Consider the following 22,604-nt stretch of genomic DNA (forward strand, 5'->3'; position numbering starts at 1 on the left):
CGCCGCGGCCGAGAACACGATGGAGCCCGACTGTGAGACAGCGGACGCTGATGATCGCCACCCTCGCCACCGCGATCGCGCTGCTCGGCGCGTGCGGCGGCCGGGACGGGGCCGCGGAGCCCGACCGGGACGCGGGACCCCCGGCGACCTATCACGAATGGTCGCTCGCCTACGCGACCTGCATGCGGGAGCAGGGCGTCGACATGCCCGACCCGAAGCCGGGGGAGGGCCTGTCGATGCCGATGGGCGGACCCGGCGCGGACGCCACGGTCGAGGCGTCGCAGGCCTGCCGGGCCCGGCTCGGCGATCCGCCGGCGGCCGAGGGCGCGCCGAAGACCGACCAGGAGCGGGAGGAACAGCAGCTCAAGATGGTGCAGTGCCTCCGCGAGCACGGCGTCGACGTGCCGGACCCGCAGCCCGGGCAGGGCCTGGCATTCGACCTGAGCTGGCCGGCCGAGGCGCTCGAGGCCTGCGGCCTGCCCGTCCCCGGGGCGAACTGATGCGCCGCCGCACCCTGGTCCGGATCGTCGCCGGTGGGGTGGCCGCGACCGCGGCCGGCGCCGGCGTCCGCGCCGCACGCGCGTCCGGCCGGGAGCCGGACGACACCGCCCCCGGTTTCCGGGGCGACACCGACACGATCGTGCGGGGCGACCTGGCCGGCAGCACGGCCGCGACCGGCACGCTGCGCTTCGCCGGCGAACGCACCGTCCAGGCCGCCCGCGCGGGTACGCTGACCGGCCTGCCCGCGCCCGGCACCGTGATCCGGCTCGGCGGCCGGCTCTACGCGGTCGACAACGTGCCGGTGCCGCTGCTGCACGGCGCCCTGCCCGCGTGGCGGGACTTCGTGATCGGCATGGCCGACGGCCCGGACGTCACCCAGCTGGAGCGGGGCCTGCACCGGCTCGGACACCTGCGCCGCCCGCCCGGCCCCGCGTTCACCTGGGCCACCGCGGACGCGATCGACCGGTGGCAGAAGTCGGCCGGCCTGGACCGCACCGGCACGCTCCCGCTCGGCTCCGTGCTCTTCGCGGACGGCGACCTGCGGGCCGGCGCCGCGACCGCGCGGATCGGGGACCTGGTCGGGCCGGGCACCGGCCTCTACACCGCGACCGGCACCACCCAGATCGTGGAGATGAACCTCAAGCTCGCCGACCAGCGCCTCGCGGTGGTCGGCACCCCGGTCGGCCTCCAGCTCCCCGGCGGCACCGGCACCACCGGAAAGATCTCCTCGGTCGGTACGCCGGTGGAGAGCGGCGAACCGAAACAGACCGTCGTCCCGGTGGTCGTGGCGCTCGACGACCCGGCGGCGGCCGGCCCGCTGCAGGCCGCGTCCGTGACGGTCAGCGTGCCGAGCGAGCGCCGCACGGACGTGCTCTCCGTGCCGGTCGGCGCGCTGCTCGCGATCGACGCGCAGCGGTTCGGCGTGGAGATCGTCGCGGACGACGGCACCACCCGCCGGGTGCCGGTCACCACCGGGCTGTTCGCCGCGGGCCGGGTGGAGATCTCCGGCGAGGGCGTCTCCGCCGGCCAGCGCGTGGTGGTGCCGCGCCGATGAGCACGATCGTCTCCCTGGAGGGCGTGGAACGCGCGTACGGCGACCCGCCGGTGCTCGCCTGTGCGGGCGTCTCGCTGACGATCGCGCGCGGCGAGCTGTGCGCGATCGTCGGGCCGAGCGGCTCCGGCAAGTCCACGCTGCTCAACATCATCGGCACGCTCGACCGGCCGACCGCGGGCGTCGCCCGGATCGACGGGCGGGACGTGGCGGAGCTCGACGACCGGGCCCTCGCGGCGCTCCGGGCGTACCGCATCGGTTTCGTCTTCCAGCAGTTCCACCTGGCGGAGGGCACGACCGCGGTGGAGAACGTCGCGGACGGGCTGCTCTACACCGGCACGCCGGTCGCGGAGCGCCGCCGCCGCGCGGCCGAGGCCCTGCGCCGGGTCGGGCTGGAACACCGGCTCACCCACCGGCCGCACCAGCTCTCCGGCGGCGAGCGCCAGCGGGTCGCGATCGCGCGCGCGGTGGTCGGCGACCCGCCGCTGCTGCTCGCGGACGAGCCCACCGGAAACCTGGACACGGAGGCCGGCGCGTCCGTGGTCGCGCTGCTGCACGAGCTGAACCGGCACGGTACGACGATCGTGGTGATCACCCACGACGTCGAACTGGCCGCGCGGCTGCCCCGCCGGATCACGGTGCGGGACGGGCGGGTGATCGAATGAGATCCCGGCTCCGCGGCCCGGACCTGCTCCGGCTCGGCACGACCGGCCTGCGCGCCCGGCCGGCCCGCGCGGTCCTCTCCGCGCTCGGCATCGCGATCGGTATCGCCGCGATGATCGCGGTGGTCGGCATCTCCGCGTCCAGCCAGGCGCGGCTGAACGCGGAACTAGACCGGCTCGGCACGAACCTGCTCACCGCGACGGCCGGGACCGGGCTGACCGGGGAACCGGCCGTGCTGAGCCCGGACGCGGTCGCCGCGGTCGGCATGATCGAGGGGGTGGAGTCGGCGAGCGGCACCGCGGCGCTCACCGAGCCGGTCTACCGCAGCACGCTCACCGACCGCAACGAGACCGGCGGGATCACCGCGACGGTCGCGGACCTGTCCCTGCTCGAGGTGGTGTCCGGCAGCGTCCGGACCGGCGCCTGGCTGAACCCGGCGACCGCGCAGTTCCCGGCCACGGTGCTCGGCGACGCCGCGGCGCGCCGGCTCGGCGTGGTCTCGCCCGGCACCCAGATCTCGCTCGGCGGCGTCATGTTCACCGTGACCGGCATCCTGGACCCGGTGGCGCTGGCACCGGAACTGGACGACGCCGCGCTGATCGGCGCCGCGCCGGCGACCGCGCTGTTCGGCTTCGAGGGCAACCCGACGACGATCTACGAGCGGTCCGCGGACGAGGCCGTGGACCGGGTGCGGACGCTGCTGGCCCGCACCGTCCTCCCGCAGGCACCGGACCGGGTCGAGGTGTCCCGGCCCTCGGACGCGCTCGCCGCCCGGAACGCGGCCGACCGTGCCTTCACCGGCCTGCTGGTCGGCATCGGCGCGGTCGCGCTGCTGGTCGGCGGCATCGGCGTGGCCAACACGATGATCATCTCGGTGCTGGAGCGCCGCCGCGAGATCGGCCTGCGCCGCGCGCTCGGCGCGACCCGCGGCCACATCCGCGCCCAGTTCCTCACGGAGGCGCTGCTGCTGTCCGTCCTCGGCGGCCTGACCGGCTGCGCACTCGGCGCGGCCGTGACCCAATCCGTGGCGCTGCTCAACACGTGGCCGTTCGCGCTGCCGGCGGCAACGCTCGCGATCGCGGTCACGGCCACGCTGCTGATCGGCGCCGTGGCCGGCTTCTACCCGGCCGTCCGGGCCGCCCGCACACCACCCACCACCGCGCTGAACGGATGACCCACCGCCCTCACCACCCACCCGACGAGGCCGGCCCCACCCCGATCCCGGCCGGATAACCCCGGCCGGACAACCAGGGCCGGGAAACACTGGCCGGACAGCGCGGGCCGGGAAACACGGGTCGGTGGCGGCCACGGCTCCGGCCGTGGCCGCCACCGGCCCGCCCGGCGCCGGGAGCCGAGCCCGCCCATCCCGCCCGCGGCGCCCCGGTTCTCGGTGACCACCGCGGACGTGGAAGGGAGGCCGCCCGCGGCCGAGCGGTGCCCGCGGGAGCATGCGGGCCGGGCCGCGCCGGGAGTGGGAAGAAGGAGGGTTGTGTGGTCCTCCCCTGGGGAGGAAGTCAGGGCCGCGGCACAGGTAATCATCAGGTTCGGCGGGCACGATGTTGCGCATGATGATCCGGCCGATCTCCCCGGCGAAGCTGGTGGCGGAGCTCGCCGACCGTCTCGCGGCGGACGCGCCCGGTGGTCGCCTGCGTGTCGCCGTGGACGGTCCGGCGTCGGCGGGGCCGGACCCGCTGGCGGCGGCGTTGGTCGATCCGTTGCGGGTGCGGGGCCGGGCGGCCGTGCACGTGCCCGCGAGCGGGTTCCTGCGGCCCGCGTCGCTGCGGTTCGAGTTCGGGCGGCACAACCCGGACGCGTTCTACGAGGGCTGGCTGGACGAGGCGGGGCTGATGCGCGAGGTGCTGGACCCGGTCGATCCCGGCCGGATCCTGCCGTCGCTGTGGGACCCGGTGACCGACCGGGCCACCCGCGCGCCCTACCGGGAGCTCCCGGCGGACGGGATCGTCCTGGTCAGCGGCCAGTTCCTGCTCGGCGGGCTGCTCGCGTTCGACGTGGCCGTGCATCTGACCCAGTCCGCGGCGGCACTCGCGCGGCGGACCCCCGCGAGTGAGCTGTGGACGGTGCCGGCGTTCGCCCGGTACGACGACGAGGTCGCGCCCGCCACGTTCGCCGACGTCGTTGTCCGGATGGACGATCCCCGGCACCCCGCACTGGTCGAGAATGCGTGATCTTTCCCCGGGAGATCCGGTTTGGAGGACGATTACGCGGGGTACCTGGCCGACCTCACAACAGCGACGGCATGCGGGCTCCTCGTGCGGGGGACGAAGGCCGAGGCGACACATCAACCCACACCGAAGGCAAGAGGGGGGACCATGCTCGTCAACAGCGTCATGACCGGTGGCACCAAGACCGCGCGGCCGGAGCACGAGACCGACCAGATCCGGCAGAGTCTCCAGGACCGGTTCAACGAGCTGGCCGCGGAGTACGAGACCGCGCTCGCCGACAGCCAGGCCCTGCGCCTCGCGGAGATGGACGACGCGGCCGGTGACGACAGCGCGGACAGCGGCACCAAGGTCGCCGAGCGGGAGGCCGCGGCGCTGCTGCTGCAGACCGTGCTGGACCGCCGTGACCAGTTCGCCCGCGCGCTCGAGTCGCTGGACGCCGGCACGTACGGGTACTGCGAGTCGTGCGCGAAGCCGATCGCGGTGGAGCGGCTGGCGATCTTCCCGTCCGCCACCACCTGCGTCGCCTGCAAGAGCAACCGCGAGCGCCGCGCGTTCTGAGATCACGCAGTACGAAGGCCCCGGGCGTCGCGCCCGGGGCCTTAAACGTGCTCGGGAGTAACCGTGCTCGGGAGTGACGTGCTCGGGGGTCAGGCGGGCACGCGCGGGGCGCTGCACGCGGCGATGATCTCGCCGAGCACCCGCTCCGCGTCGTCGTGCGGCACCTGGCAGGTCCCGGCCGCGAGGTGACCGCCGCCGCCGTACCGCAGGCAGATCTCGCCCACGTCCACCGGCGAGCTGCGGTCCACGATCGACTTGCCGACCGCGAACACGGTGTTCAGCTTCTGCCGGCCCCAGATCACGTGCACGGAGACGCGCGCCTCCGGGAAGAGCGCGTAGACCATGAACCGGTTGCCGGCGTGGATGATCTCCTCGTCGCGCAGGTCGACCACGACCACGTCGTTCCGGAGCGTGGTGACGCGCTTGAGCTGCGCCACGAACAGCTCCGACTGGTCCCGGTAGAGCCGCACCCGCTCGGCCACGTCCGGCAGCGCCAGGATCTGCTCCACGTCCTGGTGGTGCAGGCACGCGTCGATCAGCTGCATCATCAGCTGGTAGTTCGAGATCCGGAAGTTCTGGAAGCGGCCCAGCCCGGTGCGGCTGTCCATCAGGTAGTTCAGCAGCGTCCAGCCGGTCGGCCGGAGGATCTCGTCCACGCTGTACGCGGCCGAGTCCGCCTTGTCGACCGCGTCCATCAGGTCGAACGACAGGTCCGGGAAGCGGGCCACCCCGCCGTAGTAGTCGTAGACCACCCGCGCGGCCGACGGTGCGCTCGCGTCGATGATGTGGTTGTCCGGCTTGCCCTCGACCCGCAGCGTCTCGGAGTGGTGGTGGTCGAAGACCAGGTGCGCCTGCGGTGCGTACGGCAGGTTCGTCAGGATGTCCGTCGGCCGGATGTCCACGACGCCGTCCTGCACGTCCTTCGGGTGCACGAAGAGCACGTCGTCGATCATGTCGAGCCGGCGCAGCAACACCGCGCAGACCAGGCCGTCGAAGTCGCTCCGGGTCACCAGCCGATGCTTCACGTGGGTCCCCTCCGGGCCGTTCGCGGTATCCACCGCGTGTCCCATCGGCCCGCTCAGGCGCGGCCTGAGCCTTTTACTCCGGTTCTGCTCGCCTTCGCCGCGGCCCGGGCCGCGGTCATCGCGTCGCCGACCGCCGCGCCGCCCTGGTCGTTGTTCAGGAACAGAAAGGCGTCCTCGTCCCCGAACGTCTCGGTCAGCCGCCGCACCCAGGACGCCAGCGCGTCCCGCCCGTAGTGCGGCCACGGCGCCGCCCGCCCCTCGTGCAGCCGCAGGTAGCCGAAGTCCGTGGTCCGCCAGCGCGGCGTCAGCGGGCGGCTGCGCCGGTCCGCCCAGCACAGCGCCGCGCCCCGCTGTTCCAGCAGCTGCCGGGTCCGGGGCGTCCACCAGCTCGGGTGCCGTGGCTCCACCGCCACCCGCACGCCGCGCGGGAACTGCCGCAGCGTCTCGTCCAGCGCGTCGTGGTCGGCCCGCAGCGTCGGTGGCAGTTGCAGCAGCACCGGCCCGAGCTTCTCGCCGAGCGCCTCGGCCCGCTCCATGAACCGCGCCACCGGCTCGGCCGGCTCCCGCAGCCGCTTCACGTGCGTCAGGTACCGGCTCATCTTCACCGCCACCCGGAAGTCCCGCGGCGTGCGCGCCCGCCAGTCCGCGAACGTCGCCCGCTCCGGCAGCCGGTAGAACGCCCCGTTCGCCTCCACCGCCCCGAACCGCTCCGCGTAGTGCTCCAGCCACAGCCGCTGCGGCAGCCGCATCGGATAGAACCGGCCCCGCCAGTCCTTGTACTGCCACCCGGACGTCCCGACGACGATCACCTTCGGTGATTACCCACAAATCATGATTTTCCCACTCCCGGCGTGGTGCGGCCCGCATGCTCCCGCGGGCCCCGGTCGGCCGCGGGCGGCCTCCCTTCCGGTTCCCGGGTGGTCCGGCAGATCACCCGCCGGTCACCGCGCTCCGCCGCGCCCCGGGTGGATCGGTCAGGACCGGTAGAGGTCGGCCGCGGTGACCAGGACGACGCTGTCGTCCCGGCGGGCGGCCTCGAGCAGGTCGTCGTGGAACCCCACGCCGCTGAAGCAGGCCAGCCGGGCGTGCTCCGCGCCGAACCGGCCCTGCGCGGTCAGCAGCGTGCGGATCCGGCGCAGCCGGTCGAGGTGCCCGAGGCCCATCCGTTCGCCCCACTTCGCCTCGCCGATCGCGAGCAACGGCCGGCGGTCGTCGTCGTCCAGGCCGAACACCACGACGTCGACCTGGTGCGACGTCCGCCCGGCCGGGTCGTGCACGGCGCCGGTGCCGACCACGTTCGGATAGTCGCCGAACAGGTCGGGTGGGGCCATGTGCCGGGCCCAGCTCCGGCAGACCTGCTCGAAGTGCGGCCCGAGCACGCTGCCCAGGAACCGTCGCTGGCTGCGCTGCCACAGCCGGGTCGCGTCGCGCGTGTGCTCGAGGTCGGACCAGATCGGGCGCATGACCGCGTGGTAGAAGGTGACCAGCGGCTCCGCGATCCGGAACGTGGTCCGGTTGTCCCGGAAGACGTCCGGCTCGCGCGTGACCAGCCCGCTGTCCTCCAGGACGTTGAGCGGATGCGCCAGGTCGCTGCTCTTCCGGCCGAGATAGCTCGCGATGCCCCCGCGCTGCGCGTTGCCGGACGCGATCGCGGCGAGCACGGAGTGGTAGAGCGATATGTCGTGCAGCTCGGGCTCGTCCGCCAGCAGGTAGCGGGCCTCGCGGAACAGCGGGCTGGTGGGGGAGAGGACCGTGCGCAGCACCCAGTCGTCGAAGTCGTCCGGCCCGGCGGGGGTGTCGTCCCGGACGAACTCCCGCCGGTACGCGGGGGTGCCGCCGACGATCGCGTTGACCCGCAGCGCGGTCACCGGGTCGGCGACCTCCCAGAACTCGGCCGCGAGCCGATGGTCGAGGGTGGGGACGACCAGCTCCAGCCCGGCCCGGCCGCGCAGCGGCGCGTTGCCGCTGAGCAGCTTCCCCATGAACGACATCGCGGAGCCGCAGAGCAGCAGCGCGGCCCGGCTGTCGTCCCGTTCCGGGCGCAGCGGCGCGAACGCGTTCTGCACGATCGAGGGCAGCTGCGGGTTGGCGCGCGCCAGGTACGGGAACTCGTCGATGACGACCGGGACCCGGCGCTCCCGGCCCAGCGCGAGCAGCGCGTCGATCGCCGTGTGCCAGCCGTCGAAGACGAACGGCGCGGGTGCGCCGCCGTGCTCGGCGAGCGCGGCACCGAGCCGGTTCAGCGAGTCCCGGTCGGTGGCCTCGTCGGCCCCGAAGTAGAAGCCGCCGGTCGCGGCGCACAACGCCCGCAGCAGGTAGGTCTTGCCCTGCCGGCGCCGGCCCGAGACCACGCCGAGCGTGGCGCCGGGGGCGGGGTCGGTCGCGAAGGCGGTGAGCGCACGCCACTCGCGCTCCCGGTCGAACATGCCCGCCGGTCTCGACAGCGCCACGGAACCTCCCCGGCCGTAACCGCACTTATGGTAACTCCACTTATGGTAACTGGAGTTACCCAAACTCGGGGGCTCAGGCCGTGCCGCGGCGCACCAGCGCGGTGGACAGCGTGATCGGGGCCGGTGCGGGCGTGTCCGGGGCGGCCTGGATCATCGCGATCAGCGCCTCGGCCGCGGCGGTGCCGAAGCCGGCGCGGTCCTGCGCGACCGTGGTGAGGCCGGGCGGGATGAGCGCGGCCGGCTCGATGTCGTCGAAGCCGACGATCGCGAGGTCGTCCGGGACGCGCAGGCCGGCCTCGGCGGCGGCCTGGAGCGCGCCGATCGCCATCTCGTCGCCGGCCGCGAAGACCGCGGTGGGCGGCGCGCCGAGCAGCAGCAGCTCGCGCATGGCGGCCCGGCCGCTGTCCAGGTAGAAGTCGCCGGTCACCACGTACTCCGGCGGCAGCGGGACGTCGTGCGCGGCCAGCGCGGCACGGAAGCCGGTCAGCCGGTCGGTGCCGGGCCCGGTGCGGGCCGGGCCGGCGATCGTGGCTATCCGGCGGTGGCCGAGTCGCACCAGGTGGTCGACGGCCTGGCGGGCGCCGCCGGCGTTGTCGGACGTGACGTACGTGCAGCACGGCCCGCTCAGCGGCAGGTCCAGCGCCACGCACGGGATGCCCGCCTCGGCCAGCCCGAGCACGGCCGGGTCCCGGCTGCCGTTGTCGATCAGGACCACGCCGTCCAGGTTGTGCCGCCGCACCGCCCGCAGGTGCCGGTCCGGCTCGTCCGCGCCGGTGGCGAGCAGCAACAGGTGCAGGCCGTGGGCGGAGAGCGCGGTCTTCAGCGCGACCAGGATCTCCTGCAGGAACGGGTGCCGCCAGCCGGTGCGCCGGTGGTCGGTGTCCCAGACCAGGCCGATCATGTTCGACTTCTTGGTGGCGAGCGTGCGCGCGGACTCGTTCGGCAGATAGCCGATCTCCACGGCCGCGGCCTCGACGCGCTGCCGGGTCTCGCGGCTGACCACCTCCGGCGTGTTGAACACGCGGGACACCGTGGCCACGGAGACGCCGCAGTGCCGGGCCAGTTCGCGGATCGTCGCCATGACGCCACCTCACCACACGGGGGCTATGTAACCGGTTTCAGGCAGCGTACCATCGGGCCATGAGTCTGATCGAGATAGACGAGCGTGAAAAGCCGAGGCTGCCGGACGTTCCGGCCGGCTTCGTCTGGGGCGCGGCGACGGCCGCGTACCAGATCGAGGGCGGTGCCGCGGAGGACGGGCGCGGGCCGTCGATCTGGGACACGTTCACCCGGGTGCCCGGCGCCATCGCGGACGGCAGCAGCGGCGACGTGGCCTGCGATCACTACCACCGCTGGGCCGAGGACGTGGACCTGCTCGGCGAGCTGGGCGCGGACGCGTACCGTTTCTCGATCTCCTGGTCCCGGGTGCTGCCCACCGGTGCCGGCCCGGTCAACCAGGCCGGGCTCGACTTCTACCGGCGGCTCGTCGACCGGCTGGGCGAGCGCGGCATCCGCCCGTTCGTCACGCTCTACCACTGGGACCTGCCGCAGGCGCTGGAGGACCTGGGCGGCTGGCGGTCCCGGGACACCGCGGAGCGGTTCGCGGAGTACACCGGCGTGATCGCGGACGCGCTCGGCGACCGGGTGCAGGACTGGATCACGCTCAACGAGCCCTACTGCACCAGCATCACCGGGTACGCGGAGGGCCGCCACGCGCCCGGCGCGCGCGAGGGTCACGGCGCGCTCGCGGCCGTGCACCACCTGCTGCTCGGCCACGGCCTGGCCACCCGGGTGCTGCGCGAGCGCCGCCCGGACGCGCGCGTCGGCATCACGCTCAACCTGTCACCCGCGGTCCCGGCCAGCGGCAGCGCGGCCGACCGAGCCGCGGCCGACCGGCAGGACCTGCTGGTCAACCGCCAGTTCACCGACCCGGTACTGGCCGGGGAGTACCCCGCGGGCCTGACCGACCTCTACGCCGGCGTGACCGACTTCGGCTTCCGGCGGGACGGCGACCTGGAGATCATCTCCGCGCCGCTGGACTTCCTCGGCGTCAACTACTACTACCGCATCCACGTGGCGGACGCGCCGTTCGCCGAGCCGGACCCGGCGAAGCGCTCCGCGTACGACATCGCGGTCCGCACGTTCAAGCCCGAGGGCGTGCCGGTCACCGACCTCGGCTGGCCGATCGAGCCGGAGGGCCTGCGCGCCACGCTCACCGGCCTGGCCGGCCGCTTCCCGGCACTGCCGCCGGTCTACGTCACCGAGAACGGCCGCGCCGAGCTGGCCCCGGGCCCGGTGCCGGATCCGGAACGGATCGACTTCGTCGCCGGCCACCTGGCCGCGGTGCGCGAGGCGATGGACGCGGGCGTGGACGTGCGCGGCTACTTCTACTGGTCGCTGATCGACAACTTCGAGTGGGCCCGCGGCTACGGCCCCCGCTTCGGCCTGGTCCACATCGACTACCCGACCGGCACCCGCACCCCCAAGACCAGCTTCCGCTGGCTCCGGGACCAGCTGCGCTCCCGGCCGTGAGCGAGGCGGCGTCCCGCGGGCCGTCCGGAACGGCGGGCGGGACGCCCCGAGCATGCGGTGGGCCGGTCATTCGCCGCGCCGGTGTTCGCGGGTGATGCGCCAGATCAGGCGGCGTACCGGGTCCGGCTCGGCGACGCGGAAGTCGACCGGCGGCACGTCGCGCAGGAACGGCGGGAGGTCCGGCTCCTCGGCCTTGGTGGGCAGCACCACCGGCACGAAGCGCACCCGGCGCGCGATGAACTCGTTCACGGTCGCCAGCTGCGACTCGTCGTCCCACGGGCCGCCGTGCGCGCCGAGCACCATGACGACCACGCCGATCCGGGCGCGCTCGGCCGGGCCGGCGCCGGTCTCCTCGCCGTGCATCCACGGCAGCAGGCCCTCGTCCAGCAGCTGCTGGCGCAGGCGTTCCACGGTGCCGCGGTCGGTCGCCTGGTACGCCAGGTACACGTCGAAGTCGCCGACCGCGCGCTTGCCGCGGACCGTCGCGGTCGCGGTCTCCCGGCGGCGCCGCAGGTCCGCGCTCGCGTTCATCGCGGAGACCTCGTCCGCCACCGCCGGCACCATCCGGTCCCGCTCGCGCAGCGAGATCTCACCGGACAGGCAGGCCGGGCACTCCATCGCGGCGTCGCCCCGGGCCAGCCGGCGGCGGGCGAGCTCCTCGTCGAGCTGGTAGCCGCAGTCCGGGCGCGGGCAGGTGAACACGCGGCGGCGGACCACGGTGTCCGGCAGCGCGCGCTTGGCCAGGTGGTCGGCCACGTAGTCCTCGAAGATCAGCCGGGTCTCCTCGGCGGTGCCGGGCGCGTAGCACAGCTCCAGCCGGCCCACGCCCTCGTCCGGCTCGGTCAGCCGGAACCCGCACCGGCCACCGGCCCGGGTCACGTAGACGGCCGCGCCGCGCCACAGCTCGTGCTTGACGAACGTGGCCGCGTGCGAGAGCCGGACCGCGAGCGTGGCGTACACGTTCTGCAGCGCGCCCTCGAACAGGAACTCCACGTCGGCCGGCCCCAGGTAGGGCGCGTCCGGCCGGTCCCGGGTCAGCTGGGACGGGAACACCAGGTCCACGCCGCCGTCGTTCGGCTCGCGCAGTGCCAGGTCGTGCTGCAGCAGCTCCTCCACCATGGCGATCAGCAGCAGCCGTTCCTCGCCCGGCTCGGCCAGCCGGGTCTCCTCCGGGATCGGGAACCGGCCGGCCAGCGCCTCCTCCTCGGCCAGGTAGCCGAGCCCGTCCGGCTGCGCCCGGGCCGCGTTGATCAGCGCGGACGCGTACCCGTCGAGCAGTTCCGGGCGCAGCAGCACGTACCCGCCGAAGGTGAACCGGCGGATCAGGTCGCGGCTCTCCAGCAGGCCCGCGCACGTGTCGAAGCCGGCCCGCAGCTCCGGCTCGCCGGCCAGCTCCCGGTGCCGCGCCTGGAACAGCCGGAACAGGTCGTCGGCGCGGGACAGCGCGTGCCAGTCCGCCTTCTCGTCGATCAGGAACCGTTTGATCGTCTCGAACAGCCGCGTGGAGATCGACTGGGGCTGCGCGGACCAGTCGATGGCGGACGCGATCACGCCGGTCAGGTCCGCGACGCCGCGGAGCTCCCGCGCGCTGGTCTCCGCGTACCCGTCCAGTTTCAGCTCCCGGACCAGGTCGTTGATCCGGCCCCGGCTGACCTGCGGGCCGCCGCGGTCCTCGCGCGCGGAGACCAGCAGCGTGTGCACCGGCCGGCGGCCGTGCCGCAGCGCCCGCGCCCAGTAGCGCACGCCGGAGAACGGGTCCACCTCGCTGCGCGCGTCGAACACGATCAGCGCGACCGCGGCCTCGGCCAGGTGCAGCTGGTGCACCAGGCGGTAGCCGGGCTGCCCGGCCAGGTCCCAGAGCAGCACCTCGCGGGTCTCGGTGCCGCCGTCCGGCTGCTGCGCGGTCTCCTCGCTGAACCGCCACACCTGACGCCCGTGCGTGGAGTCGGTCGCCCGGTACGGCTGCCCGGACAGCACCAGCCCGAGCCCGGACTTGCCGACCCCGGTGTCGCCGAGCAGCACCACCTTCGCGTTGCGGTAGCGCGACGAGTCCTGCCGGGGCGCGTCGTAGAGCCGCTCCACGTCCAGCTCCAGCAGGTTCAGCCGCCGGTTGCGGTGGCTGCGGAACGCCAGCAGCGGCCGCTCCGGGTGGAACGCCAGCCCGTCGGCCGACTCCTCGCCACCGCCGGCCAGGTCCACCACGGCCAGGCACTCCAGCGAGTCGGTACGCCACAGCCGCAGCTCGCCGTCCTCCGACTCGGACGCGAGCAGGCTGCCGTCCGCGGACGCGGCCAGCCCGATCACCGGCGCGGTGTGCCCCTCGGCCCAGGACAGCAGCGTGCCGGTGTGACTGTTCGCCACCCCGATCGTCGCGTCCAGGGCCAGGCACACCTCGACACCGTTCGGCATCCAGATCATCGCGTCGGCCGGGCCGGCGTGCAGCGTCGTGGCCTGCTCCGGCGCGCCGGCCGGGTGCAGCAGCACCGCGCCCGCCCCGTCCCGGTGCCGGCTGGCCAGCGCCCGGCCGCGCGGCGACCAGGACAGCCCCTCGGTGTGCGGCGACACCCGGAACGACGAACGGGCCCGGCCGGTGGCGCTGTCCACCGTGGTCACCGAGTGCCCGGCGGTGGCCGCGACCCGGCGCCCGTCCGGCGAGATCGTCACCGCGTGGTGCGTGCCCCGGTCCGGCAGGCTCTGGTCCCACCGCTCCCGGTTGGTCTGCACGTCCAGCATGGTCACCCGGCCGGAGCTGACCACCGCCATCTCCCGGTTCGCCACCGGCGACCAGCAGTACGCGCGGAGCAGCGTCTGCCGAGCCACCGGCCGCTCCGCCACGTGCGACTCCGGGCCGAGCACGGCCGGGACCAGCCACAGGCACAGGCCGAGGTCCTGCCCGATCGCGGACAGCAACCGGCCGTCGCAGGACCAGCCGAGCCGGGACCACTCCCGGTACTGCAGGTCCCGCACGCTGTGCAAGGTCAGCCCGGACCCGTGCGGAAGCGCATCGACGGACAGGCGGCGTGAGGTGGCCACCCACGCAGCGTATTGGCCGCTGTCACGCCCGGGATGCCCGCTGTTCGGCCGACCCCGTTCCGGCTACCCCGTTCCGGCTACCGCCGGTCCGCGCCGATCGCGCGCGCGACCGCCTCGATCGCGGCCGGGCCGACGCGGCAGCAGCCGCCGACCAGCGCGGCACCCGGCGGGATCTCGGGTGGGAGCGGGTCCCCGGTCCAGGCGCGTGCCGTCGCGTCCCAGGTCTCGCCGCTGTTCGGGTAGACGACCACGGGTTTCCCGCCGCTGGCCTGCCGGGCGACCGGGACGGCCGCGGCCGCGTCGGCCGGGTCGCAGCAGTTCACGCCGACCGCCACGATCGCGTCGACGCCGGCGGTCAGCGCGACGGCCTCGGCGAGCGGCTGGCCGGCGCGGGTGCGGGTGCCGGCGACGGTGAAGGACAGCCACGCGGGTACGCCCAGACCGTCCAGCGCGGTCAGCAGCGCCTCGGCCTCGCGGGCGTCCGGGACGGTCTCCAGCGCCAGCACGTCCGGCGCGGCCTCGGCGAGGATCTCCAGCCGGGGCCGGTGGAACGCGGCCAGCTCGCGCACGCTCAGGCCGTAGTTCCCGCGGTACTCCGACCCGTCGGCCAGCATCGCGCCGTACGGTCCGGCGGACGCGGCGACCCACGCGCGCCCCCGCGCGGTCTCCCGGGCCAGCGCCACGCTGCGGTGCAGCAGCGCGGCGGCCTCGGGCGCGGCGATCCCGGCACGGGCGAAGCCGGGCAGCGTGGCCTGGTAGCTCGCGGTGGTCAGCACGTCCGCGCCGGCCCGCAGGTAGGCGGTGTGCGCGGCGACGATCGCGGCCGGGTCGTCGCGCAGCAGGCGGGCCGACCACAGCTCGCCGGAGAGGTCCGCGCCGCCCGCCTCCAGCTGCGTGGCCAGCCCACCGTCGAGCACCAGCGGGCCGGTGGCCAGCGCATCCGCGAAACCCATGATCTCCACGGTACGCCGGGGGCCGGGGCCGCTGCGGGGTCAGACGTTCTGCACGACGATGGCGAGGCCGGCCGTGACCAGGGCGGAGACCACCAGCACGGAGACCGCGCCGGACTCCAGCACCGCGCCGCGGCGGTCCGCGTAGACCTTCGCGGCGAGCAGCGCGATGATCGGGCCGAGCGCGAGCGTGAGCAGCAGCGCCAGCACCGGGAGCACCACGGCGAGGTCACCGCCGACCGAGTCGCCGGCCGCGCGCACGCCGAAGCCGGCCAGCCCGGCCAGCACGCCGCCGAGCACGCCGAGCGCGACCAGGATGTTGCGGGTCTGCTCCGGCAGGCCGGCGCGGCGGCCGGAGCGGGCCAGCTGCGCGTGCGCGTCCATCAGCCACTCCTCCGCGCCGCGCCGGTCGCCGTCCGGCGGCAGCACGGCCGAGGGTGCGGCGCCGATCCGGCCGAACCGCGCGGTGGTCTCGCCCCAGGCGTCGTAGACGCGCATGTCGATGTCGTCCGCGTGCCGGTTCGCGTCGCGCAGCCGGGCGTCGGCCGCGGCGGCGCGCTGCTCGGCCTCGCGGTACTTCGCCTCCGCGTTCGCCACGGTCCGCTCGTACCAGTCGCGGGCCTCGGCGCGGTGCGTGTCGACCTCCGCGTCGATGCCGGCCAGGCTGCGGATCAGCTCGCGATAGGACGTCATCAGGTCCACCCGTACGGGATGATCGCCTCGGCGACGCGGTGCACCGCCCGGTCGAAGAACAGCCCGCGCCACGGCCGCGGGTACCAGGCCGGGCCGCGCCCGTCCGGGTAGAACTGGGACAGCTCGCTGCCGTGCACGTCCAGCGCCAGCCAGGACCCGATCGCGTCGGTACGCGAGCCGATGCCGCCCAGGTCGTCGCGGAGCCGGCCGGGCTGCCGCCACCAGCCGAGCACGTGCGTGTGGTGCTCCGGCCCGGCGGTCAGGATCCGGCGCAGGTCGTCCAGCCCGGTGGGTGCGGCCGCGGGCTGCTCCGGGCCGGCGGGTCTCGCGCCGGCGCCCGCGTGCGCGCCGACCGGCGGGATGATGCCGCGCCGCTGCGCCGGGGCCGGCCCCGAGCGGGCCAGTCGCGGCGTGACCGCGTCCACCGCGTAGAGCAGCAGGAAGTGCGGCTCGTCGCCGTCGTCCTCCAGTCCGGCCGCGGTCGCCCGGAGCAGCGCGGTCACGTTGTCCGCGTGGTAGACCGCGGTCCGGTCCGGCGGCAGGATGCCGTGCAGCGCGTCCACGGCCAGCGCGGCGGACGCGTCCAGCACCGCGACCGAGAACCGCGCGCCACCGTCCGGGTACTGGGCCGCCAGCGACCGGGCGGCCGCGTTCAGCACCGCGCAGGCCTCGTCCGGCCGCGTGCCGAGCACGGCCAGGTTGCGCCCGGGCGCGCGGTTCAGCGTCAGTCGCGCGGACCGGGCCTGCACGTCGATCGCCTCGCCGAGCAGCGCGACCGGTGCGCCGGCGCTCCACCGGCGCCCGGCCGGGTCCGCGCCCGGGGCCAGCGCAAGGAAGTCCGGGGCCGTCTCGAGCCGCGGGATCGCGTCGCCGTCGAACAGGCGCGGCGGCAGCGACCCCTCCGGCCGGGACGTCCACAGCTCGCGTTGCAGCGACCCCCAGGCCTCCCGGTCGCCGGCCGGTGGCACGCGCAGGATGCGGTTCGCCTCCGGCGCGCCGGAGTCCGGGTTGACGATCGCGTGGTGCCGGGGCAGCGTGTCCGCGGCCGTGTTCTGCTCGGGCAGCACCTTGCGCGCCTTGGGAAGCGCGATCCGCAGCGAGAACTGGGCGACCAGCGACGGCCGGCCCCACAGCGCCTCGATGCCGGAGACGTCCTGGCTGGCCAGGATCAGGTGGATGCCCTGCGAGCGGCCGCGCCGGGCCAGGTCGTCGAGCAGGTTGACCGACTCGGTGACCACCGCGTCCCGGCCGTTGAGCAGCACCTGGAACTCGTCGATCACGGCGACGATCCGCGGCCAGTGCCCGGCCGGGTCCTCCGCGCGCAGCTCGGGCAGCTTGGTCGCGTCGAACGCCTTGGCCGCGTCCGCCCGCCGACGCAGCTCCTCGCCGAGGAAGCGCAGCAGCGCCAGCCCGAACTCCCGGTCCGTGTTGACGTTCACGCCGACCAGCCGCACGTGCGGCAGCCAGCTCGGATCCCGCCGGCCGGGCGCGAACCGGGCGAACGACACGCCCTCCTTGAAGTCGAGCAGGTAGAACTCCAGCTCGGCTGGGGAGTAGCGGGCGGCGAGCGCGCCCATCCACGCGTAGATCAGGTTGGTCTTGCCGGTGCCGGACGGGCCGGCGATCAGCGCGTGCGGCGGGTAGTCGGCGAGCGTCACCGGCACCGGGCGGCCCTGCGCGTCCTCACCGACCGGCGCGACCAGGCCCTCCGCGGACGACTCGCGCCAGAACTCGGCCGGCAGCAGGTCGCCGAAGCGCACCGGGGCCGGGCCCTCGGCCGCGCGCCGGGCCAGCGTCGCGGACGTCTCGGTGACCAGCCGCGGCGGGGGCGGCGGGTCGAGCACCACCGGCAGGCCGCCGAGCCCGCCGACGCGCACCCGGCCGTTCGCGCCGGTGCGGACGCGTTCCACGGACGGGCCGGCCGGCATCGGCAGGCCGCGCACGATCAGGTGCACGCCGCAGGCCACGCCGGTGCGCGCGATCCGTTCCAGCTGCGCCTGCTCGTGCGGGGTCAGCTCGTCCTTGCGGCCGGCGCCGAGCAGCACCGCGATCCGCCACGGCTCCGGGCGCCGGCCCTCGGTCTCGGCCAGCTCGCGCAGCGACGTGTGCGCACCCGCGAGCACCTTCTCGTTGATCCGCCGGATGTGGTCGACCAGGCCGTCCAGCAGCGCGGACAGGCCACCGGGGCCGACGAACGTGAGCAGGCCCGCGTTCGCCAGCGGCGCGAAACCGGCCAGCCCGCCGCCGAGTTGCTCCGGGTCGTACCCGGTGATGTGCACCTGACCCGGCGGTGCGCTGCCGAGCGCGCGCAGCAGCAGCGTGGTGACCACCCGGTCACCGGTCTCGGCGTAACCGGGCGCGTGCGCGGGATCGGCGTCGCCCGGCCCTATCTGCCGTGCGGTCGCCGCGTCCTCCGCCGCGGGCAGGTCGGACAGGTGCACGTGCGCACGATCGAGAAGCGGGACCAGCGCGGGTACGGGTACGGTGCGCGCGATCCGGACCGCGCCGATCCGCAGCTCCGGTGCCACGTGCCCGCGCTCGGCCGGTGTCGGCTTCCACTCGTCCCAGCCGTCCCCGGCCGCGCCCGGCGCCTCCCGGTCCCCGGCCTCCGCCGCGGCGCGGGTCAGCTGCGCGAGCCGGGCCGCGTACATCTGGTCGATCTCGGCCAGCCGGGCGTCGCGCTGCCGGGCGGCCCGGACCGGCACCTCGTCCGCGGCCGCGGCGAGCCGGTCCAGCCGGGACAGCGCGGCGTCCAGCTCGCGCTCCGCCTCGGCCAGGTCGCCGCGGGCCCGGCCGAGCGCGTAGGACAGCGTCCGGCGGATCTGACCGGCGACGCCGGCCCGCGAGTCAGCCATCGGCGTCCGGCTCCCGGTAGGTGGGCACCGTCTCCGGTGCCGCCGCGTTCAGCGAGCCGGGGTCCCGGCCGAGGCGCTTGAGCAGCACGCCGGTGAGCACCGCGCCGGCCACGGCCGCGTCCGCCGGGTGCGCGCGCTCGGCCTCGTTGCGGCGCCGGCCGTCCTCGGTGCGCTCCGCGTCGTCGTCGCCGCTGTCGTTCTCCCGGGACCTGCGCTGCTCCGGCGGGACCCGGCAGACGCGCTCGGCGAGCACGTCGATGGTGTTCGCGGGCAGGCCGGGCAGCAGTTCGCGCAGTTGCTCGGCCTCCTTGCGCACCCGCGGCAGGTCCTCGGGCCGGGGTTCGTGACCGAGCAGGTCGGCGGTCAGCCGGTGCAGCAGCGCGGGGGAGAGCGCGGCCAGGCCCAGCCCGACCGGCGGCTCGACCTCGCCCAGCTCGCGGCGCATGCGGCCGGGGCTGTCCGAGCCGACCGAGGCGGCGACGCGGCGCAGCAGGTCCGCGCTGTCCGTGGCCGCGTCCCGGTCGTGCCGGTCCCGCTCGCCGGGCGTGGCACGGCCGGGGCCGCCGGCCGCGCCGGCCGACTCGTCCTCGCTCGCCTCGCCACCGGTGAGCACCGTGACGCGCGCCTTCCACCAGCGGCCGAGCGGCGCCGCGTCCGGCGTCTGCGGTGTCTCCTGGGGACGGTCGCGCTCCTCGAACGCGACCGCGTCCCGCCAGCTGCCGTCCGCGCCGCGGGTGGCGTCGTGGCTCAGGCCGATCGCGGCCAGGTATTCGGAGATCGCGTCCTGGGCGCTGCGCAGCGCGAACGCGGCGTGCTCGGCGTGCTCGGTGGCGTTGGCCAGCTGCGGCACGCCCATCGGCTGGGAGGACGCCTGGCGGACCCAGGCCAGCAGCTCGGACGCGACCCGGAGGCGCTCCAGCGCGGCGAGGACCAGCCCGACCGGGAGCTCGTCGTTGGTGGCGCGGATGCGCGCGCCCAGCTCTTCGAGCAGAGACATGACGTGGATCTACAGCGTCGCGGTGTAGGTCTGCGCCTGTTCCACCGCGGCGAGCGTGGCGGTGTAGCAGTTCTCCAGGTCCACCGTGGCCTGCTGCAGCGACGCGTACGCCGCCTGCGTGGCCTGATGGCCGGAGCCGTCCCATGCCGTCGCCAGACTCATCTGCGCCTCCGAGAGTTTCTCGTTGGCCGCGCTGATCGCCACCTGGGACTCGGTCACCTGCTGGATCGCGGCTTCGATGGCGGCGCGAACCTCAGCAACACTGGCCACTCGAACCCCTCCCACTCTGCGGGGAGATCCTAACGGAGACCGAGATCGTCCGTGGAGCGCCCCAAGCGGTCTCGTAGGGCATTTACCCCGAATCGCCGGACTTGGGTCTGCGCGACTCTGCGTGTGGCAACCGTAACCACAAGTGTCTGGTTGTGCTACTTGAAACGAAGTGAATAGTTGTTCATCCCGGATCAGTCATCGGACGGAGCGCGGCCCGAGCACCTCGGCGCCCAGCGCGGTGACGCGTTCCCGCAGCCCGCGGTCCGCGGTGACGACCACGACGGCGGGATCGTCCGCGTCCCGGACGAGATCCACGATGGTGTCGTCGCCGGAGCCGGGCGCGTCCACGACGGACACCTCGGGCGCGGCGCCGATGCCCGTCGCGTGGCCCTCGACGACCAGCACCACGTCCAGCGGGGGCGGCAGGCCGGGCAGCCCGGCGGCGGCGAGCGGGCGCAGTCGCTCCCGCAGCCGCACGGCGGCGCCGGCGCGGTCCTTCCACCACCCGTCCGGGACCGAGCCGACCACGTTCGCCCCGTCGACCAGCAGTAACGTCATGCGGTCCACCCTAGGCCGCGCGGCCCGCGTTTCCGCGCACCCGGAGCGGGACGTTCCTCATGTCGCCAGGGCGACGTGCGGCCGGCCCGGCTCGTGCGGGACGGTGGCGGCCGCGGGGCCGGGGCTCTGGACGCCGAGCCGCGGCTTGCCGGCCACCCAGTCGAGGTACCGCGTGTTGCGGGCGATCGAGTCCAGGTACGACTCGGTGGCCAGCTCGACCACGCGGTGCGCGAAACCGGCCGCGCCGCTCTCCGGGTGCCAGCCGACCAGGTGCCGCCAGCGCAGCGGCGTGCCGGCCAGCGGCACCGTCACCAGGCCGGGCGGCGGCCGGAAGGTGGGCTGGCAGATGCCGATCGCGGCGCCGGACTCGACCATGTCGATCGCGGCCCGCACGTCGATCTCGAACACCTGGCGCGGCGTGAACCCGGCCCGCGCGCACGCGGCGGCGAAGCAGTCCGCGAAGCAGCCGTCGCCGGGCGCGGCCACCCAGTTGTCGTCCGCGAGCTCGCCGAGCGCGACCTCGTCCGCACCGGCCGCCTTGTGGCTCTCCGGCAGCATCACGCACACGCCGTCCACCGCGACCGCGGTCCAGGCGAGCCCGAACTCGGCGGACGGCGACGAGTCGCCGCACATGCCGAGCATTGCGAAGTCCAGCCGGCCGCCGGCCAGCTTCTCGTAGAGCTCGTCCCGCAGCCACGTGGAGTACGTGGTGATCTGCGCCTGGGGCTGGTCCTCCGCGAGCCGGCGCAGCAGTCCGCCGACGATCGGCCCCATGGTCGAGCCGATCCGGTACCGGGTGAGCGCGCTGCCGTTGCCGGCCAGCCGCGCCGCCTCGTCCTGCAGGCCCTTCATCGCCGGCAGCAGCACCCGCGCGCGGGCCAGCACCAGCTCGCCGAGCGCGGTCGGCCGGGCGCCGCGCCGGTCCCGGTCGAACAACGGGCCACCGAGCGCGCGCTCGATCCGTTGCAGTTGCGCCGTCAGCGCGGGCTGGGCGAGCCCCAAGGTCGAGGCCGCCTTTGTGACACTCCCCGTTTCCGCAATCGTGCAGACCACCTTGAGATGCCGCAGCTCCAGGTTCATAGCGTGACGGTAGGACGATCGGGGGGTAAGCGAAAGAGTTTCAGGCGGTGAAGTCCGGCCGAAAATACGAGTCGTGGATCGTCGGGTCCGGCTGAGCCGTTCACCAGCGCGATGTGCTGCGCCAACCCGCCGGTAGCGCGCGCCGCACCCTCGGCGGGCGGCTCAGAACAAGGGAAATCCCGCTCCCACCTGCTGATCTCCGTGGTGTCCGGACGCGCCGTGGGACGGTGGGGATCACTCGATCGGGGACTTGCGGTGTCGCCATTCCCATCGAGCGAGACCGTTGCCGAGACAACCGGTAGTCGCGCTCTAGATCGTCTACCTATTATCCGGAATGCAATTCGAGTAGGTCAATGCCGGTAACATTCGTGTGCTCCGCCGTGGTCTTTCTCCGCCCACGGATCGCGCAGGAAGGCCGCCCGCGGCCGACCGGTGCCCGCGGGAGCATGCGGGCCCCGGCCACGCCGGAAGCGGGAAAACGGGAATTTCAAAGGTCTTTCGGGTACGTCGGGCGGCCGGTGACCGCGTCGAGGACCTTGTCGACCACCGCGACCGCCGGGTCGACGACCTTGTTCCACGGCGGCGTGGCCGGCGTGCCCGGGTGCGGCCGGGTCGGCGCCGCCTCCTCCGCGACCTCGATGCGGTTGCCGAGCCGGATCAGGTCGGCCTCGCTGGCCACGTCCGCGAGCTCGGGCAGCAGCCGGCCGTCCGCGACCTCGGCGTGCCGGGCGAGCTTGCCGCAGATGTCCCCGGCGAGCCGGTCGAACTCCGGGTCGGCCGGCTTGGTCGAGGAGAGCGTCTGCAGCGTGAGCAGGATCTCCCGGTCCTCGGCGACCTCCCGCTCGGCCAGCGACCGGCCGTCCTCCAGCGTGCCCGCGACCGCGGGGTAGAGGTACTGCTCCTCGGCGGAGAGGTGCCGGGTGAGCGTGGCGATCACCACCTCGGCCACGCGGGTGCGCTCCTCGGCGGGCGTGGCCGGGTCGGTCAGCCGGGCGCACAGCTCGGCGATGCGCCGGTGCTCGCCGGTCAGCACGGTGACGATCTCCTCGCCGGCCGGCTTCCAGGACTCGTCGCCGGGCACGTCGGGGAGCGGGGGGAGTGGGAGTGTCACGGGTCCTCCTCGAGGGGGCGACGGATGCGGACGCGTGATTCCCGGCGCGCTCAACCGGCAAACTCCGGCCCGGTCGGGCGGGATGGTAAGAAGG

The 22,604-nt window shown here is 74.7% G+C and carries 20 protein-coding genes; 7 read left to right on the forward strand and 13 right to left on the reverse strand.

The genetic code is table 11. The features are described from left to right. Positions 1–32: 32 nt before the first annotated feature. The 6 genes from J2S44_RS32630 to J2S44_RS32655 all read left to right on the forward strand — a co-directional run bounded on the left by J2S44_RS32630 (position 33) and on the right by J2S44_RS32655 (position 4,956). Positions 33–500 (forward strand): hypothetical protein, encoded by a 468-nt coding sequence (locus tag J2S44_RS32630; RefSeq protein ID WP_310421709.1) that lies wholly within the window; start codon positions 33–35, stop codon positions 498–500. Next, positions 500–1,555: a peptidoglycan-binding protein gene (locus J2S44_RS32635; protein WP_310421710.1), complete on the forward strand. Its 1,056-nt coding sequence runs from the start codon at positions 500–502 to the stop codon at positions 1,553–1,555. Before J2S44_RS32630 ends, J2S44_RS32635 begins: the two co-directional genes overlap by 1 nt. Next, positions 1,552–2,217, forward strand: coding sequence for an ABC transporter ATP-binding protein (locus tag J2S44_RS32640; protein WP_310421712.1), 666 nt, complete (start codon positions 1,552–1,554; stop codon positions 2,215–2,217). The genes J2S44_RS32635 and J2S44_RS32640 overlap by 4 nt, the downstream gene beginning before the upstream one ends. Continuing rightward, the gene (locus J2S44_RS32645) at positions 2,214–3,389 is read left to right on the forward strand and encodes an ABC transporter permease (RefSeq protein ID WP_310421715.1); all 1,176 of its coding nucleotides are present in this window, start codon (positions 2,214–2,216) and stop codon (positions 3,387–3,389) included. Before J2S44_RS32640 ends, J2S44_RS32645 begins: the two co-directional genes overlap by 4 nt. A 391-nt stretch (positions 3,390–3,780) precedes the next feature. Next, positions 3,781–4,401: a nucleoside/nucleotide kinase family protein gene (locus J2S44_RS32650; protein ID WP_310421717.1), complete on the forward strand. Its 621-nt coding sequence runs from the start codon at positions 3,781–3,783 to the stop codon at positions 4,399–4,401. A gap of 144 nt (positions 4,402–4,545) precedes the next feature. Next, a complete protein-coding gene (locus J2S44_RS32655) occupies positions 4,546–4,956 on the forward strand; it encodes a TraR/DksA family transcriptional regulator (protein WP_310421719.1) in 411 nt (136 codons plus the stop codon). A gap of 89 nt (positions 4,957–5,045) precedes the next feature. On the opposite strand, the gene J2S44_RS32660 is transcribed toward J2S44_RS32655, so the two are convergent. The 4 genes from J2S44_RS32660 to J2S44_RS32675 all read right to left on the reverse strand — a co-directional run bounded on the left by J2S44_RS32660 (position 5,046) and on the right by J2S44_RS32675 (position 9,512). After that, positions 5,046–5,981, reverse strand: coding sequence for an exopolyphosphatase (locus tag J2S44_RS32660; RefSeq protein WP_310421722.1), 936 nt, complete (start codon positions 5,979–5,981; stop codon positions 5,046–5,048). Between the two features lie 53 nt (positions 5,982–6,034). After that, positions 6,035–6,790: a DUF72 domain-containing protein gene (locus tag J2S44_RS32665; RefSeq protein WP_310421725.1), complete on the reverse strand. Its 756-nt coding sequence runs from the start codon at positions 6,788–6,790 to the stop codon at positions 6,035–6,037. A gap of 165 nt (positions 6,791–6,955) precedes the next feature. After that, a complete protein-coding gene (locus tag J2S44_RS32670; RefSeq protein WP_310421728.1) occupies positions 6,956–8,431 on the reverse strand; it encodes an ATP-binding protein in 1,476 nt (491 codons plus the stop codon). A 73-nt stretch (positions 8,432–8,504) separates the two neighbouring features. Further along, positions 8,505–9,512, reverse strand: coding sequence for a LacI family DNA-binding transcriptional regulator (locus J2S44_RS32675; protein WP_310421731.1), 1,008 nt, complete (start codon positions 9,510–9,512; stop codon positions 8,505–8,507). Positions 9,513–9,571: 59 nt separating this feature from the next. Between J2S44_RS32675 and J2S44_RS32680 the strand changes: the two genes are divergently transcribed. Next, on the forward strand, positions 9,572–10,963 hold the full coding sequence (locus J2S44_RS32680; RefSeq protein WP_310421734.1) for a GH1 family beta-glucosidase: 1,392 nt from the start codon (positions 9,572–9,574) through the stop codon (positions 10,961–10,963). A 66-nt stretch (positions 10,964–11,029) separates the two neighbouring features. Here the strand turns inward: J2S44_RS32680 and J2S44_RS32685 are convergent, their stop codons facing one another. The 9 genes from J2S44_RS32685 to J2S44_RS32725 all read right to left on the reverse strand — a co-directional run bounded on the left by J2S44_RS32685 (position 11,030) and on the right by J2S44_RS32725 (position 22,510). Beyond that, positions 11,030–13,996 (reverse strand): TIR domain-containing protein, encoded by a 2,967-nt coding sequence (locus J2S44_RS32685; protein ID WP_310421737.1) that lies wholly within the window; start codon positions 13,994–13,996, stop codon positions 11,030–11,032. A gap of 77 nt (positions 13,997–14,073) precedes the next feature. Beyond that, entirely contained in the window at positions 14,074–14,949 is an 876-nt protein-coding gene (gene mmuM, locus J2S44_RS32690) for a homocysteine S-methyltransferase (RefSeq protein ID WP_310421739.1), read from the reverse strand. Between the two features lie 39 nt (positions 14,950–14,988). Further along, positions 14,989–15,639, reverse strand: coding sequence for a hypothetical protein (locus J2S44_RS32695; protein WP_310421742.1), 651 nt, complete (start codon positions 15,637–15,639; stop codon positions 14,989–14,991). Continuing rightward, a complete protein-coding gene (locus J2S44_RS32700; RefSeq protein ID WP_310421744.1) occupies positions 15,639–18,494 on the reverse strand; it encodes an FtsK/SpoIIIE domain-containing protein in 2,856 nt (951 codons plus the stop codon). The genes J2S44_RS32695 and J2S44_RS32700 overlap by 1 nt, the downstream gene beginning before the upstream one ends. Beyond that, positions 18,487–19,491 carry a hypothetical protein gene (locus tag J2S44_RS32705; RefSeq protein ID WP_310421747.1) on the reverse strand — a complete coding sequence of 335 codons (1,005 nt, stop codon included), beginning with the start codon at positions 19,489–19,491 and terminating at the stop codon, positions 18,487–18,489. Before J2S44_RS32705 ends, J2S44_RS32700 begins: the two co-directional genes overlap by 8 nt. A gap of 9 nt (positions 19,492–19,500) precedes the next feature. Next, positions 19,501–19,761, reverse strand: coding sequence for a hypothetical protein (locus tag J2S44_RS32710; RefSeq protein WP_306831782.1), 261 nt, complete (start codon positions 19,759–19,761; stop codon positions 19,501–19,503). A gap of 195 nt (positions 19,762–19,956) precedes the next feature. Beyond that, entirely contained in the window at positions 19,957–20,328 is a 372-nt protein-coding gene (locus J2S44_RS32715; protein WP_310421750.1) for a PIN domain-containing protein, read from the reverse strand. A 48-nt stretch (positions 20,329–20,376) separates the two neighbouring features. Next, complete coding sequence (locus J2S44_RS32720; protein ID WP_310421754.1) at positions 20,377–21,399, reverse strand: LysR family transcriptional regulator; 1,023 nt, start codon at positions 21,397–21,399, stop codon at positions 20,377–20,379. Between the two features lie 487 nt (positions 21,400–21,886). Continuing rightward, the gene (locus J2S44_RS32725; protein ID WP_310421757.1) at positions 21,887–22,510 is read right to left on the reverse strand and encodes a hemerythrin domain-containing protein; all 624 of its coding nucleotides are present in this window, start codon (positions 22,508–22,510) and stop codon (positions 21,887–21,889) included. Between the last annotated feature and the right edge of the window lie 94 nt (positions 22,511–22,604).

Origin of the sequence: Catenuloplanes niger, assembly GCF_031458255.1 — a bacterium.
In the GTDB taxonomy this organism is placed as follows: Bacteria; Actinomycetota; Actinomycetes; order Mycobacteriales; family Micromonosporaceae; genus Catenuloplanes; species Catenuloplanes niger.

Excerpts from the sequence above, each read along its gene's own strand:
- J2S44_RS32635 (WP_310421710.1), top strand. The coding sequence starts at position 500 with ATGCGCCGCCGCACCCTGGTCCGGATCGTCGCCGGTGGGGTGGCCGCG.
- J2S44_RS32640 (WP_310421712.1), top strand. The coding sequence starts at position 1,552 with ATGAGCACGATCGTCTCCCTGGAGGGCGTGGAACGCGCGTACGGCGAC.
- J2S44_RS32645 (WP_310421715.1), top strand. The coding sequence starts at position 2,214 with ATGAGATCCCGGCTCCGCGGCCCGGACCTGCTCCGGCTCGGCACGACC.
- J2S44_RS32650 (WP_310421717.1), top strand. The coding sequence starts at position 3,781 with ATGATGATCCGGCCGATCTCCCCGGCGAAGCTGGTGGCGGAGCTCGCC.
- J2S44_RS32655 (WP_310421719.1), top strand. The coding sequence starts at position 4,546 with ATGCTCGTCAACAGCGTCATGACCGGTGGCACCAAGACCGCGCGGCCG.
- J2S44_RS32675 (WP_310421731.1), bottom strand. The coding sequence starts at position 9,512 with ATGGCGACGATCCGCGAACTGGCCCGGCACTGCGGCGTCTCCGTGGCC.
- J2S44_RS32680 (WP_310421734.1), top strand. The coding sequence starts at position 9,572 with ATGAGTCTGATCGAGATAGACGAGCGTGAAAAGCCGAGGCTGCCGGAC.
- mmuM (WP_310421739.1), bottom strand. The coding sequence starts at position 14,949 with ATGGGTTTCGCGGATGCGCTGGCCACCGGCCCGCTGGTGCTCGACGGT.
- J2S44_RS32695 (WP_310421742.1), bottom strand. The coding sequence starts at position 15,639 with ATGACGTCCTATCGCGAGCTGATCCGCAGCCTGGCCGGCATCGACGCG.
- J2S44_RS32700 (WP_310421744.1), bottom strand. The coding sequence starts at position 18,494 with ATGGCTGACTCGCGGGCCGGCGTCGCCGGTCAGATCCGCCGGACGCTG.
- J2S44_RS32705 (WP_310421747.1), bottom strand. The coding sequence starts at position 19,491 with ATGTCTCTGCTCGAAGAGCTGGGCGCGCGCATCCGCGCCACCAACGAC.
- J2S44_RS32720 (WP_310421754.1), bottom strand. The coding sequence starts at position 21,399 with ATGAACCTGGAGCTGCGGCATCTCAAGGTGGTCTGCACGATTGCGGAA.